The organism is Streptomyces sp. NPDC055099 (assembly GCF_053607685.1).
In genome coordinates this window covers 316,954-329,798 of record NZ_JBSGUA010000009.1, presented here as the reverse complement: position 1 = coordinate 329,798, position 12,845 = coordinate 316,954, and the positions used below count along the sequence as shown (strand labels likewise).

The 12,845-nt window shown below is 70.3% G+C and carries 13 protein-coding genes; 6 read left to right on the top strand and 7 right to left on the bottom strand.

Features of this window, described 5'->3' with window-relative positions; translation table 11 throughout:
- Positions 1–33 precede the first annotated feature (33 nt).
- Positions 34–609 (bottom strand): DUF1003 domain-containing protein, encoded by a 576-nt coding sequence (locus tag ACWFRU_RS23705; RefSeq protein ID WP_453689933.1) that lies wholly within the window; start codon positions 607–609, stop codon positions 34–36.
- Positions 596–1,870, bottom strand: a complete 1,275-nt coding sequence (locus ACWFRU_RS23700) for a magnesium transporter MgtE N-terminal domain-containing protein (protein ID WP_453689931.1) — start codon at positions 1,868–1,870, stop codon at positions 596–598. The genes ACWFRU_RS23705 and ACWFRU_RS23700 overlap by 14 nt, the downstream gene beginning before the upstream one ends.
- Positions 1,871–2,120: 250 nt before the next feature.
- Between ACWFRU_RS23700 and ACWFRU_RS23695 the strand changes: the two genes are divergently transcribed.
- Positions 2,121–2,840 (top strand): hypothetical protein, encoded by a 720-nt coding sequence (locus ACWFRU_RS23695; protein WP_453690012.1) that lies wholly within the window; start codon positions 2,121–2,123, stop codon positions 2,838–2,840.
- Positions 2,841–2,888: 48 nt separating this feature from the next.
- Here ACWFRU_RS23695 and ACWFRU_RS23690 read toward each other — a convergent pair whose 3' ends face one another.
- Together ACWFRU_RS23690 and ACWFRU_RS23685 are read right to left on the bottom strand one after the other, a co-directional pair.
- A complete protein-coding gene (locus tag ACWFRU_RS23690) occupies positions 2,889–3,401 on the bottom strand; it encodes a hypothetical protein (RefSeq protein ID WP_453689929.1) in 513 nt (170 codons plus the stop codon).
- Between the two features lie 41 nt (positions 3,402–3,442).
- On the bottom strand, positions 3,443–4,564 hold the full coding sequence (locus ACWFRU_RS23685) for a magnesium and cobalt transport protein CorA (protein ID WP_453689927.1): 1,122 nt from the start codon (positions 4,562–4,564) through the stop codon (positions 3,443–3,445).
- A 527-nt stretch (positions 4,565–5,091) separates the two neighbouring features.
- Between ACWFRU_RS23685 and ACWFRU_RS23680 the strand changes: the two genes are divergently transcribed.
- Positions 5,092–5,676, top strand: a complete 585-nt coding sequence (locus tag ACWFRU_RS23680; RefSeq protein WP_453689925.1) for a suppressor of fused domain protein — start codon at positions 5,092–5,094, stop codon at positions 5,674–5,676.
- An 18-nt stretch (positions 5,677–5,694) separates the two neighbouring features.
- Here ACWFRU_RS23680 and ACWFRU_RS23675 read toward each other — a convergent pair whose 3' ends face one another.
- The gene (locus ACWFRU_RS23675; protein WP_453689923.1) at positions 5,695–6,972 is read right to left on the bottom strand and encodes an MFS transporter; all 1,278 of its coding nucleotides are present in this window, start codon (positions 6,970–6,972) and stop codon (positions 5,695–5,697) included.
- A 172-nt stretch (positions 6,973–7,144) separates the two neighbouring features.
- On the opposite strand from ACWFRU_RS23675, the gene ACWFRU_RS23670 reads away from it, so the two are divergent.
- The 3 genes from ACWFRU_RS23670 (at position 7,145) to ACWFRU_RS23660 (ending at position 9,716) form a co-directional block, all read left to right on the top strand.
- The gene (locus tag ACWFRU_RS23670; RefSeq protein ID WP_365820266.1) at positions 7,145–7,786 is read left to right on the top strand and encodes a DUF6758 family protein; all 642 of its coding nucleotides are present in this window, start codon (positions 7,145–7,147) and stop codon (positions 7,784–7,786) included.
- A 214-nt stretch (positions 7,787–8,000) separates the two neighbouring features.
- Positions 8,001–8,876, top strand: a complete 876-nt coding sequence (locus ACWFRU_RS23665; RefSeq protein ID WP_453689921.1) for a PHP domain-containing protein — start codon at positions 8,001–8,003, stop codon at positions 8,874–8,876.
- Between the two features lie 234 nt (positions 8,877–9,110).
- Entirely contained in the window at positions 9,111–9,716 is a 606-nt protein-coding gene (locus tag ACWFRU_RS23660; protein WP_453689919.1) for a MarC family protein, read from the top strand.
- A gap of 155 nt (positions 9,717–9,871) precedes the next feature.
- Here the strand turns inward: ACWFRU_RS23660 and ACWFRU_RS23655 are convergent, their stop codons facing one another.
- A complete protein-coding gene (locus tag ACWFRU_RS23655; RefSeq protein WP_167829028.1) occupies positions 9,872–10,024 on the bottom strand; it encodes a hypothetical protein in 153 nt (50 codons plus the stop codon).
- Between the two features lie 209 nt (positions 10,025–10,233).
- Here ACWFRU_RS23655 and ACWFRU_RS23650 point away from each other — a divergent pair, with 209 nt between their 5' ends.
- On the top strand, positions 10,234–11,196 hold the full coding sequence (locus ACWFRU_RS23650) for an NYN domain-containing protein (protein WP_453689917.1): 963 nt from the start codon (positions 10,234–10,236) through the stop codon (positions 11,194–11,196).
- On the opposite strand, the gene ACWFRU_RS23645 is transcribed toward ACWFRU_RS23650, so the two are convergent.
- Positions 11,193–12,098 carry an alpha/beta fold hydrolase gene (locus tag ACWFRU_RS23645; RefSeq protein WP_453689915.1) on the bottom strand — a complete coding sequence of 302 codons (906 nt, stop codon included), beginning with the start codon at positions 12,096–12,098 and terminating at the stop codon, positions 11,193–11,195. The genes ACWFRU_RS23650 and ACWFRU_RS23645 overlap by 4 nt on opposite strands.
- Positions 12,099–12,845 lie beyond the last annotated feature (747 nt).

Below are 12,845 nucleotides of genomic sequence, written 5' to 3'. Positions count from 1 at the left end.
TACGGCGCGGTAACCCCGCCCCGGAAAGAGCCGTCAACGGTCGCCTACGTCACGCCCGCCGCTCTCCTCGGCCGGGAATACGACGCGGTGGCCCCTGCGCTGCTCCTCCAGCTCCTTGACCAGGTCCTGGAGTTCGCTGCGGATCCAGTCGCGGGTGGCCACTTCGCCCAGACCCATGCGCAGCGAGGCGATCTCACGGCTCAGATACTCGGTGTCCGCGATGGACCGCTCGTTCTGTTTGCGGTCCTGTTCGAGATTGACCCGGTCCCGGTCGTCCTGTCGGTTCTGCGCCAGCAGGATCAGCGGCGCCGCGTAGGACGCCTGGAGGGAGAGCGCGAGGGTCAGGAACAGGAAGGGGAACGGGTCGAAGCGCAGCATCTCGGGCGCCCAGACGTTCCAGGCCACCCAGACGATGATCGTGACCGTCATCCAGACGATGAAGCGCCCCGTGCCCAGGAACCGCGCGATCCGCTCCGAGAGCCGCCCGAACGCCTCGGGGTCGTACTCCGGCAGGAACTTGCGGCGCGGCGGCCGCGGCTGGTCGAGCCGGAAGCGGGGAGCGGTCCGCTGCTCGGCGCGGTTGTCCCGCTCGCGGTCAGCCGGTGGCACGTGGCACCTCCTCCTGGTGGAACTCGGTCTCGCGCCAGTCGTCCGGCAGCATGTGGTCGAGGACGTCGTCGACGGTGACGGCGCCGAGCAGCGAGCCGCCCTCGTCGACGACGGGCGCCGCCACCATGTCGTACGTGGCGAAGAACCCGGCGACCTGGGGCAGCGCGGTCTCCGGCGCGAGGGTCTGCAGATCGTCGTCGAGGATCGAGCTGACCAGCGTGTACGGGGGATCGCGCAGGAGTCGCTGGAAGTGCACGGTGCCCAAGTACTTGCCGGTCGGGGTCTCGTCCGGCGGGCGGCACACGTAGACCTGTGCGGCGAGGGCGGGGGACAGGTCCTGCTGGCGCACCCGCGCGAGGGCGTCGGCGACCGTGGCGTCCGGCCTGAGCACGATCGGCTCGGTCGTCATCAGACCGCCCGCGGTGCGCTCCTCGTACGCCATCAGGCGCCGTACGTCGGCGGCGTCGTCCGGCTGCATCAGCGTGAGCAGCCGTTCCTTGTCCTCTTCGGGGAGCTCGGCGAGCAGGTCGGCGGCGTCGTCCGGGTCCATCGCCTCCAGGACGTCGGCGGCGCGCTCCTCCTTGAGCTTGCCCAGGATCTCGATCTGGTCGTCCTCGGGGAGCTCTTCGAGGACGTCGGCGAGCCGGTCGTCGTCGAGGGCCGCGGCGACCTCCGCGCGCCGTTTCGGCGTCAGGTGGTGCAGGACGTTGGCGAGGTCGGCGGGGCGCAGTTGTTCGAACGTGGCGAGCAGGCTCTCGGCGCCCTGGCCGTGCTCCTCCAGCGAGAAGCCGTCGACGGCCGACCACTCGACGGTCAGCGTCTCTCCCTTGCGCCGGAAGGTGCCGCCCTTCCCTTTGCGCACGAAGACCCGGTCGATCTCCCAGTCACGGCGGGCCGGCAGTTGCTGCACCGCCACGTCGAGGACGGTGACCTCCTCGCCCGTCTCGACGAGCTTGACCCGCCGGTCGAGCATCTCGCCGAGCACCAGCCGCTCGGTGGGCCGCTGCTCGAAGCGCCGCACGTTCAGTACGCCGGTCGTGATGACCTGGCCCGACTCGATGCCCGTCACCCGGGTCATGGGCAGGAAGATGCGGCGCCGCGTGGACAGCTCGACGACGAGGCCGAGCAGCCGGGGCGGCCTGCGGTTCACCCGGAGCATCGCGACCAGGTCGCGCACCCGGCCCACCTGGTCGCCGTTCGGGTCGAAGACGGCGGTACCGGCCAGATGGGACACGAAGACCCGGGAGGCGCTTGCCGCCATTGCACGCCCCCTCCTCTGCTCGTGACCTTTTCATGCCGTTCTGTCAGTCAATGCGGGCTTCAGGCTAGCCCGTCCCGGTCGGATACGCCCCGGTGGGGCGTCCGGCCGGACTGGCGACAATCTACCTAGTCAGCACGGGTACGCTGCCGTACTGCCGTAGCCGTAGCCGTCGTCCCCACGAGAGGCAGCGCCCCCTGTGTCAGCGATTCCCCCGGTCCGCCGTATCCGCAAGACGGCACTCGTGAGCGCGATGTGCGCGGGTCTCGTCCTGGGGGTCACCGGTCTGACCGGGTGCAGCAGCGAAGAGGATCCGGACGCGGGCACGAACGGCATCGGCAAACTCTCCGCCGCGAAGATCCAGAGCAAGTCCCGCGCGGCGGCCGACGCGGCACCCGCGGTGCGCCTCTCGGGCACGCTGGTCAGCAAGGGCCACACGTACAAGCTCGACATGCGGCTCAAGGACGACGGTGGCAGCGGCTCGGTCACCTCCAAGGGCGAGACCTTCAAGCTGCTGCGCATCGGCAAGCAGCTCTTCCTGATGGCCGACTCCGCCTTCTGGACCCACGAGGACGCCAAGGGTGGCGAGAAGCCCGGCAAGGCGGACGAGGGCGCCGCGGCGAAGCTCGACGGCAAGTACGTGAAGGTCCCCGAGGAGGACGCGTCGTACCAGCAGCTGAGCGGCTTCACCGACAAGGACCTCCTCCTGGAGGGCATGCTCACCCTGCACGGCGACCTCGCCACCGGCGAACGCGGCACCACGTCGGGCAACCCCAGCATCAAGATCACCGGCGACAAGGGCGCGGGCGGCACCCTGGACGTCTCCCTCAAGGGCAAGCCCTATCCGCTGCGCCTGCAGCGCGCGGGCGACGCGGGCACGCTCCGGCTCAGCGACTGGGGCAGGGACTTCCCCCTGGAGGAGCCGGCCAAGGACGAGATGGTGGACTACGGCGAGCAGCTGCCCGACTCGTAGGTAGAGGCGCGGTTCGGTGCCCGGTTCGAGGCCCGGTTCGAGGACCGGTCAGCCCCGCCGCTTCTTGCGCTTGAACAGCAGCCGGGGCAGCGCCTCGGGCACCGGCTTGCGGGTGGTCGCCCCGGTCGGCAGGGGCGGGGCCGCGAGGGAGCCGTCGGGCAGGTCGGTGATCGTCTCCAGCGGGGTGAGCCGCACGACCCGGCACTCGTCCGCCCAGCGCTGCGGCATCCGCTCGCCGTCGGGCGCGTTCAGCCGCTTGCCCTTGAGCTCGGCGACGGCCGCCTCCCACGCCTCGGAGCGCGGCGCGAGCTCGGTCACCTCCGCCGTCCAGGCGATGAGCCGGCCGCCCTTGTCCTTGCTGCGTACGGTCACCTCCGCGGTGCCGCCGTCGACGAGACCCGGCAGCGGCTGCTCGCCGGGCCCGTCGCCGATGAGGCACGCCGCGCCCTCGTGCCACACGTGCCACAGGGCACGGGCGGGGCCTTCGCCGCGCACCCAGATGAGGCCGGACTTCTTGGTGGCCTCCTCGACGAGGGCCTGGGCGAGCAGCGTGTCTGTCATGCGCGCAGCCTATCGAGCCGCTCGCCGCCTGCGCCGGGGTACTAGAGCCAGCCGTTGCGCTTGAGGGTGCGGTGGATGGTGTAGCAGGCTCCGGCGATGAGACCGAGCACCATCGGGTAGCCGAACCGCCAGTGCAGCTCGGGCATGTGGTCGAAGTTCATGCCGTAGACCCCGCAGACCGCCGTCGGCACGGCGATGATCGCCGCCCAGGAGGTGATCTTGCGCATGTCCTCGTTCTGCGCGACCGCGGCCTGCGCGAGGTTGGCCTGAAGGATCGAGTTGAGCAGTTCGTCGAAGCCGACGACCTGCTCCTGGACGCGGGCCAGGTGGTCGGCTACATCGCGGAAGTACTTCTGGATGTCCGGGTCGACGAGCCGCATCGGCCGCTCGCTCAGCAGCAGCATGGGCCGCAGCAGCGGCGAGACGGCCCGCTTGAACTCCAGGACCTCCCGCTTGAGCTGGTAGATCCGCCCGGCGTCGACACCGCGCGCGGAGCCCTTGCCCTTGCTCGGGGCGGAGAACACCTCGGTCTCGACCTCGTCGATGTCGTCCTGCATGGCGTCGGCCACCGCGAGATAGCCGTCGACGACGTGGTCGGCGATGGTGTGCAGGACGGCCGAGGGCCCCTTGGCGAGGAGCTCGGGCTCCTCCTGGAGCCGGCGCCGCAGACCGCGCAGCGAGCCGTGGCCGCCGTGCCGGACCGTGATGAAGAAGTCCCGCCCGGTGAAGCACATCACCTCGCCGGTCTCCACGATCTCGCTGGTCGCGGTGAGTTCGGCGTGCTCCACGTAGTGGATTGTCTTGAAGACGGTGAAGAGCGTGTCGTCGTAACGCTCCAGCTTGGGCCGCTGGTGTGCGTGCACCGCGTCCTCGACGGCGAGGGGGTGCAGCCCGAACTCGGCGGCGATACCGGCGAATTCGGCCTCCGTCGGCTCGTGCAGGCCGATCCAGGCGAAGCCGCCCTCGCGACGCACCTGGAGCATCGCCTCGTGCGGCGTGAGCGTGTCGTCACAGGCCGCGCGGCGGCCGTCGCGGTAGACGGCGCAGTCGACGACGGCGGAGGCGGCGGTGGGGTCGCGCGTGGTGTCGTACGAGCTGTAGGCGCTGCCGTCCTTGCGGAGCGAGGGACGGACGGCGGCGCGAAGGTCACGGATCATCGACATGGGCAGGCTCCTTCGACGGAGGCGGCCTGCGACGGTTGGAACTACCCGGAATGGGGACGTCCTGCTGAGGATGTTTGGCACGTCCACAAAGCGGGGAGCACCGCACCATCGCGGTGGCAGCTTCGCTACTGACTCAGATCAGGGAACACAGAGAGATCAGGTGGAAACGAAGTGCTCTTCCGTCGCACGCGAGCACGGGGAGTACTGGCGCACAGTGGCAGCTACAGGGCTGCGTGAGGTGTCAGACGGAAGAACGGGTGGTACTGCACGGTCGACTTCGATCCATGGCAGCCCCACCTCCTCCGGCCGGTCCCCCGTAGGGGAAGTCCCAAGCGCGTAGCGCGCCAAGTCATCTGCCCGGGCTGAAAGCGCGCTCTGCGTGCTGCCCGGAACCAGCGGCCAACACTATCAGCCGACTGAAGTGTCAAGCCCCGTCTTTACCCTCCCGCCCGTCGCCCGATCACCACCCCCCAACGACAACGCTGTGCGCTGACAGGAACTTTTTCTACGAGTTCTATGCTCGCGTCATGGCTGATGTTCTTGCTCTGGTCGAGGCCCGTCTCCGCACTGGCCTCGGTGAACCGGACGCCCGCGCCGCGGTGACCTTCCTCGGCACCGACCGCGTCGAAGTGCTGCGTTTCACGGACGGGGACCTGGTCAGGTACGCCACCCTCGGCATGTCGGCCCAGCCGATGGCCGATCCCACCGCCGCCCTTGCCGACCCCGTCAAGGGCCCGCGAGCGGAGCTGATCCTCACGGTGCGAGGCGGGGTCGCCGACACGGACAAGGTGCTGCGCCCGCTCGCCGTACTGGCCGCGTCGCCGCAGGTCGAGGGTCTGATCGTGGCCCCCGGCGCCTCGCTCGACGTGGGTGAACCGCTGTGGCCCGGCGCGCAGTTCACGTCGGTGCTCGTGGCCGAGCCCGGCGGTCTGGTGGAGGATCTTGAGCTGGACGCGCCGATGGAGCCCGTACGGTTCCTGCCGCTGCTGCCCATGACGCCGAACGAGGGTGCGTGGAAGCGCGTGCACGGCGCGGGGGCCCTTCAGGAGCGCTGGCTGAACAGCGGGACGGACCTGCGCGATCCGCTGCGCAAGTCCGTGTCCCTGGACTGAAGTCCGCTACCGGTAGCCCTAGTTGGCGAAGACGGTGACGCCGTCCTCCGTCGCGTGCTGCGGTTCGAGCTCCTCGGCTTCGTGCGTGAGGGCGTCCTTGCGGACCCACACCACGACCGCGCCGAGCACCGCCGTGACGGCCGCGATCACGAAGGGGACGTGGATGTTGCTCCACTCCTCGATCTTCGGCGCGAAGAACGGGGCGGCGGCTGCCGCGAACCACCGGACGAAGTTGTAACCGGCGCTGGCCACCGGGCGCGGCGCGTCCGAGACGCCGAGCGCCAGCTCGGTGTAGACGGTGTTGTTCACGCCGATGAAGGCACCGGACAGGATCGTGCAGACGATGGCCGTGGCGTGGTCGCCGTATCCGAGCACCAGCACGTCCGCCGCGAGCAGCACGAGCGAGCCGCCGAGCACCTTCAGCGAGCCGAACCTCGCCTGCAGCCGCGGCGCCACGAGGACCGAGAAGACGGCGAGCAGCAGACCCCAGGCGAAGAAGATCGCACCCGACTTGTACGGGGTCATGTTCAGGACGAACGGCGTGAAGGCCAGGACCGTGAAGAACGTGTAGTTGTAGAAGAACGCGGAGGCGGCGGCCGACGCGAGCCCGCCGTGACCGAGGGCCTTGATCGGCGCGAGCAGTGAGGTCTTCTCCGCGGGTTTGGGCTGCTCCTTCAGGAACGCCGTGATGCACAGGAAGCCGACCGCCATCAGGACGGCCGTGCCGAAGAAGGGGTAGCGCCAGCTCGCGTTGCCGAGCACCGCGCCGAGCAGCGGTCCGCACGCCATGCCGAGGCCGAGCGCCGACTCGTAGAGCAGGATCGCCGCGGCGCTGCCGCCCGCCGCCGCGCCGACGATGACCGCGAGCGCGGTCGACACGAAGAGCGCGTTGCCGAGCCCCCACCCCGCGCGGAACCCGACGAGCTCGCCGACCGACCCCGAGGTGCCCGCGAGGCCCGCGAAGACCACGACGAGCGCGAGGCCGAGCAGCAAGGTCTTCTTGCCGCCGATCCGGCTGGAGACGAACCCGGTCACCAGCATCGCGACGGCGGTGATCAGGAAGTACGAGGTGAAGAGCAGGGAGACCTGGCTTGCGGACGCGTCCAGGCCCTTGGCGATGGAGGGGAGGATCGGGTCGACGAGCCCGATGCCCATGAAGGCGACGACGGACGCACCGGCGGTGGCCCAGACAGCCTTCGGCTGCCGCAGGAGGCTGGTCGCTCCCTCGTCGAACGGATCCCCTGCGGCGGGTCCTGCGGCGGACCCCGCGACGGGCCTTCCTGTGCTGCTGTTCATGCCTGCTCCTTCGCGGCTGCGTAAGCGGCTTCCGTCGAGATCGTTGACGTATACACACATTAGTTAGCCAAGCTAAAAGATGCAAGCTACATCTAGTTTCCCTTGGTGACAGGGCCACCGGACGGGTGATCGTCCTTGACGGGGCGACGGCCGGGGAGGACCGTTGGTCGCTATGAGGGGCGAACCCAGTTGCCCGAAGTGTGGTGGCCGGGTCAGGGCTCCCGGCCTCTTTGCCGACTCCTGGCAGTGCGATGTGCACGGGACGGTGCATCCGCTGCAACCTGTGATCCCGCCGAGCGTCGAGGCGCTCCAGGTCGTGGTGCATCGCGCGCAGGTGCCGGTCTGGATGCCGTGGCCGCTGCCGGTCGGCTGGCTGTTCACGGGCGTGGCCTGCGCGGGCGACGACCGCAGCGGCGGCCGTGCCACCGCCGTGGCCTGCTCCGGCCCCGCGCCGCTCGGCGGCATGGGCGAGCTGGTCCTGGTCGCCGAGGAGCTCGGCGTCGGACTCGGCGCACGGTATGCCGGAGTCGACGGCCCGGACCCCGGTCCGTATCTGAACGTCGAGAAGCCACCGCAGGCCAAGCTCCTCGCGGCAGGCAGGCCGACCCCGATGTGGCATGTGGCGGGCACCCCGGACGACCGCGCGGTCTTCGCGGGCGAGGCGCGCGGCCTGTGGCTGTGGGCGATCGCGTGGCCGGAGCAGTCGGGGCTGTTGATGTACGACGAGCTGGTCCTCACCGATCTGCGGGACGCGGGCGCGGAGGTGGACCTGCTGCCGTGCGGGGCGCTTTCGCCGCGGATCTTGATGCCTTGAGGTGTGGGGGTTGGGGGTGTGAGGGTGTGTGGGCGTGGGGGGCTTTGCGGGGTCGGTGGTGCGTCGGTTGCCATCGCGCCGGTGGAGTGAGGGGTGTCTCCCTTGCGGCGGGCGGCGGAACGTGTCGGTCCCGTTATCCTTGAGCGTCCCCTTCGCGGCCCCTTCCTCGTGGATCGGTCCCGCGCCCGCCCCGTCAGAGCCTGGAGTCCGCGTCGTGCGCATCGACCTGCACACCCACTCCACCGCCTCCGACGGCACGGACACCCCGGCGCAGCTGGTGCGCAACGCGGCCGCCGCCGGACTCGACGTCGTCGCCCTCACGGACCACGACACCACCCGCGGATATGCGGAGGCCGTCGCGGCCCTGGACGGGCTCGACCGGGATCTCACCCTCGTCACCGGCGCCGAACTCTCCTGCCGCCTCGACGGCGTGGGCCTGCACATGCTGGCCTACCTCTTCGACCCCGACGAGCCCGAGCTCGCCCGTGAGCGCGAGCTCGTGCGCGACGACCGCGTGCCCCGCGCGAAGGCGATGATCGGCAAGCTGCGGGAGCTCGGCGTTCCGGTCACCTGGGAGCAGGTCGCGCGCATCGCGGGCGACGGCTCGGTGGGCCGCCCGCACATCGCCGAGGCCCTGGTGGAGCTGGGCGTCGTGCCCACCGTCTCGGACGCCTTCACGAAGGACTGGCTCGCCGACGGCGGCCGTGCGTACGCCGAGAAGCACGAACTGGACCCCTTCGACGCGATCCGCCTGGTCAAGGCCGCGGGCGGCGTCACCGTCTTCGCGCACCCGGCGGCCGTCAAGCGCGGCCAGGTGGTGCCGGAGGCCGCGATAGCGGCGCTGGCCGCCGCCGGACTCGACGGCGTCGAGGCCGACCACATGGACCACGATCCGGCCACCCGCACCCGGCTGCACGGTCTCGCCGCCGACCTCGGCCTGCTCGCCACCGGGTCGAGCGACTACCACGGCAGCCGCAAGACCTGCGTGCTCGGGGAGTTCACCACCGACCCCGAGATCTACGGGGAGATCACGCGGCGCGCGACCGGGGCGTTCCCGGTGCCGGGCGCGGGCGGACGCGCCGGCGCGTAGTCGGCGCGCGGCTGGCCGGCCCACGGCTGACTGGCCCACGGCTGGTGTGCGGCTGACTGGCCCGCGGCCGGTGCGCGGCAGGTGTGCGGTCGGCGTGCAGCCGGTGTGCGGCCGGCGTGCAGGGCTCACTTGCCGCATTTGCCCCCCCGCCACTTCCTGAGCCCCTATTTCTCCCACTGTCCGCCGCGCCCGTGCGGCATTTTCGTACGCTCACTTCACTGCAAGGCCATCACTGTGTTCGACGTCGCCGTCTTCGGCTCTCTCTTCCTCACTCTCTTCGTGATCATGGATCCGCCTGGGATCACGCCGATCTTCCTCGGACTCACCTCCGGCCGCCCGGCCAAGGTGCAGAAGAAGATGGCCTTCCAGGCCGTCTGCGTCGCCTTCGGCGTGATCGCGGTCTTCGGTGTCCTGGGGCACCAGATCCTCGACTACCTGCATGTCTCCGTCCCCGCGCTGATGATCGCGGGCGGTCTGCTGCTCCTGCTGATCGCGCTCGATCTGCTCACCGGCAAGACGGACGAGCCGAAGCAGACCAAGGACGTGAACGTCGCCCTCGTGCCGCTCGGCATGCCGCTGCTCGCGGGACCCGGCGCGATCGTCTCCGTCATCCTGGCCGTCCAGGACGCCGACAGCGTCGGCACGCAGCTCTCCGTATGGGCGGCGATCGTGGCCATGCACGTCGTGCTGTGGCTGGTGATGCGCTACTCGCTGCTGATCATCCGGGTCATCAAGGACGGCGGTGTGGTCCTGGTGACGCGGCTCGCGGGCATGATGCTGTCCGCGATCGCGGTGCAGCAGATCATCAACGGCGTGACCCAGGTGATCAACGGCGCCTAGGGCCCCGTAGGTCCCGGGAGTGCTCGGGCATGCCAAGGGCCCCCGTACCAAAGGTGTACGGGGGCCCTTCAACCTGTGCGCGCAGCCGGTGCGCGCCAACTTAGGTGCACGCAGCCGGTGCGCGCCGACTTAGGCGTGCAACCTGCGACCTGGCGTTACGAGGCCGGGGATTCGGCCGGTCGGATATAGATGCGCTGGCCGATCGCTGCGGCCTGCTGCACGATCCGATTGACGGAGGCGGCGTCTACGACGGTCCGGTCCACGGCGGCGCCGTCGACGTCGTCGAGTCGCATGATTTCGAAGCGCATAAGGCTTCTCCCTTCGTCTGGTCATCCTCCTGAAGGAGAACTACTGGTGTGGTGGCCACCGGGACAGCTGTGTCCGGCGTTCCATACGGGTACAACGAGTTGCCCCCAGCAAACATTCCCTACGCTAAGGAAATTTTTCGACAGACTAATTACTCACGAGTAGCGGAACCAGTTGTGTTCGCTGCGTGACCAACGGGACAATGGCACCGATGAACGACGAGATCGAGCTCAGCTCCCAGGACGGCTCCCGGATCAGCGCGCAGATCAGCACTCAGATCAGTGCCCAGATCAGTGCTCAGCTGGAGCGCGCCACCAGCCTCCTGGAGCGCATGCTCGCCGAGGTGGCGAAGACGCCGTCCACGCACGCGATCTTCGTCGACGCCGGATACGTGTACGCGGCGGCGGGACGGCTCGCGGTCGGCACCGAGGACCGGCGCTCCTTCGACCTGGACGCGGAGGGGCTGATCGAGGCGTTCATCGACAAGGCGCGCACGATCTTCGCGGACAGCCGTCTGCTGCGTGTCTACTGGTACGACGGTGCGCGGCGGCGTATCCACACGGTGGAGCAGCAGTCGATCGCGGAGCTGCCCGACGTCAAGGTCCGCCTGGGCAACCTGAACGCGAACAATCAGCAAAAGGGCGTGGATTCCCTCATCCGGACGGATCTGGAGTCACTCGCCAGGCACCGTGCCATCAGCGACGCGGCCCTGATCGGCGGCGACGAGGACCTGGTCTCGGCGGTGGAGGCGGCGCAGGGATACGGCGCGCGGGTGCACCTGTGGGGCATCGAAGCCCCCGAGGGCCGCAATCAGGCGGAGCCGCTGCTGTGGGAGGTCGACAGCCAGCGCACGTTCGACCTCGACTTCTTCAAGCCGTACGTGTCCCGGCGCTCGGTCACGGCGTACGCGACGTACGAGGCCGCGGGCACGCCGCGGCCCGCGCGCGAGGACGTGCGTTTCGTGGGCGCGCAGATCGCCGCCAAGTGGCTGGCCGCGCGGGGGCGTGCGGCACTGGTGGACCTGCTGCCGGGGCATCCGTACCTGCCCGGGTCGGTGGACCAGGAGCTCCTGGTGGAGGCCGAGAAGCTGCTCGCGTACTCGCTGCGGGGGCAGTCGGATCTGCGGCGGGCGCTGCGGGACGGGTTCTGGGAGCACTTGCAGACGCAGTACTAGGCGCTTCCTTCGCTGCTGTCGATCCGGTCCCAGAAGGCGATGAGGGCGGCGGCGGTTTCCTCGGGGCGGTCGGTGTTGGGGGAGTGCTCGGCGCCGGCGATGACCGTGCGGTGGGCGTGCAGCCGGGCCGCCATGTCGTCCAGCCAGGGGATGGGCCAGGTGTCGTCGCGCTCGCCGGAGATGACGTGCTTGGGCAGGGGGAGCGCGGCGAGCTCCGCGACGCGGTCGGGCTCGACGCAGAGCTGCTTGCCGGTGGCGATGAGCTGGGCGGGACTGTGCCGCAGCCAGCGGGCGCGCAGGGCGTCACCGTCGAGGTCCGTCTCCTCCGGGGGGTCCATCGCTTGAATGGCCGCCCATGCCTCGTCCATCGACAGTACGCCGAGCGCGTCCGTCAGCATCTTGGCGCGGGCCTGCTGCGAGGGGGCGATATGGGCGGGGCCTGACGCCATCAGGGTGAGCGAGGCGAAGGTGGGGGTGGGAGTGAGGGCGGGGGCGCGGAGGGCTGCGGCGCGGGCGATGAGGCCTCCGAGGGAGTGGCCAAGGAGGTGCGGGGGGTGGGGGTCGATTTCGTCGCCGAGGTGGACGTGGGCGAGGGCGTCGACTTGGGCGAGGACGTCCTGGGCCAACTCGTCCTGGGCGTAGGGGAGTTCGTCGTCGGTCGGCCCCTCGGACTCGTACTGGCCGCGTCCGTCGACGGAGACGGCTCGGTACCCGGCATCTGCGATGGGCTTGAGCAGCGCGATGAAGTCCTCCTTGCTCCCGGTGAAGCCGGGCAGCAGCAGGACGGTGCCCTTGGCCTTGCCGGCCGGGCGGGCATCGAGGGCAGCGAAGTCGCCGCGCGCGGTCCGGAGACGCCGGGCGTCGACGCCGGGGGGCGGGGTGAAGGTCGGGGGCCTGCTCATGCCTTGAGGCTAGCTGGCGGGCGGGGTGCGCGGATTGCGGGTGCGGGGCTTCTGCGGGTGCGGGTGTGGGTGCGGGTTCAGGTGCGGGTGCGGGGTCCGGGCTGGGGCTTGCGGGCGGGCTCCTGCTGGTGCGTTGCGGTGAGGTGCGTCTGCGGGGTCCCGGCGGCCTGCTTACCCCGCGCTGCGCGCGGATTTCTCCCGCCCCGAGGGGGTGCGGGGCTGTCCGACTGACGCGCCACGGGCGGGCACCACACCCGCGCTGCGCGCGGATCTCCCCCACCCACCCGCCCGATTACCCCGCAGTTGCAGGGGGAGGGGCCTGTTCGGCCAGCGCGCCGGCAGTCTCTTGCCCGCGCTGCGCGCGGAACTCCCCCACCCACCCACCCGAGCACCCCGCGGTGGCAGGGGGGTGGGGCTGTCCGGCTGGCGCGCCGCGGCGGTCCTGCCCGCGCTTCGCGCGGATTCTCCCCACCCACCCGCCCGATTGCCCTGCGGTGGCAAGGGGTGGGGCTGTGCGGCTGGTGCGCCGGGGGTCTTGTGCTTGCGCTTCGCGTGGATTTGCTCTGGCCGGTCGGACGAGCAGCCCCCGGTGGGGTAGGTCCGCTGGGGCTGTTGGTGGGGTGTGGGTGTCTTGCCCGAACCCTCCCGCAATTTTTTCCCGTCCGCCTGCCCGATTGCCCTATGTCGGCGCGGGGTGGGTGGGATTTTTTTGCGGGGTGCGCCAGGTCTTGGGCCTGCCTGTATCCC

What these genes read in the sequence shown, in the direction of transcription:
- ACWFRU_RS23690 (WP_453689929.1), bottom strand. Translation starts at nt 3,401, where the DNA reads ATGACAGACACGCTGCTCGCCCAGGCCCTCGTCGAGGAGGCCACCAAG.
- ACWFRU_RS23650 (WP_453689917.1), top strand. Translation starts at nt 10,234, where the DNA reads ATGAACGACGAGATCGAGCTCAGCTCCCAGGACGGCTCCCGGATCAGC.
- ACWFRU_RS23680 (WP_453689925.1), top strand. Translation starts at nt 5,092, where the DNA reads ATGGCTGATGTTCTTGCTCTGGTCGAGGCCCGTCTCCGCACTGGCCTC.
- ACWFRU_RS23655 (WP_167829028.1), bottom strand. Translation starts at nt 10,024, where the DNA reads ATGCGCTTCGAAATCATGCGACTCGACGACGTCGACGGCGCCGCCGTG.
- ACWFRU_RS23670 (WP_365820266.1), top strand. Translation starts at nt 7,145, where the DNA reads ATGAGGGGCGAACCCAGTTGCCCGAAGTGTGGTGGCCGGGTCAGGGCT.
- ACWFRU_RS23645 (WP_453689915.1), bottom strand. Translation starts at nt 12,098, where the DNA reads ATGAGCAGGCCCCCGACCTTCACCCCGCCCCCCGGCGTCGACGCCCGG.
- ACWFRU_RS23695 (WP_453690012.1), top strand. Translation starts at nt 2,121, where the DNA reads ATGTGCGCGGGTCTCGTCCTGGGGGTCACCGGTCTGACCGGGTGCAGC.
- ACWFRU_RS23700 (WP_453689931.1), bottom strand. Translation starts at nt 1,870, where the DNA reads ATGGCGGCAAGCGCCTCCCGGGTCTTCGTGTCCCATCTGGCCGGTACC.
- ACWFRU_RS23675 (WP_453689923.1), bottom strand. Translation starts at nt 6,972, where the DNA reads ATGAACAGCAGCACAGGAAGGCCCGTCGCGGGGTCCGCCGCAGGACCC.
- ACWFRU_RS23685 (WP_453689927.1), bottom strand. Translation starts at nt 4,564, where the DNA reads ATGTCGATGATCCGTGACCTTCGCGCCGCCGTCCGTCCCTCGCTCCGC.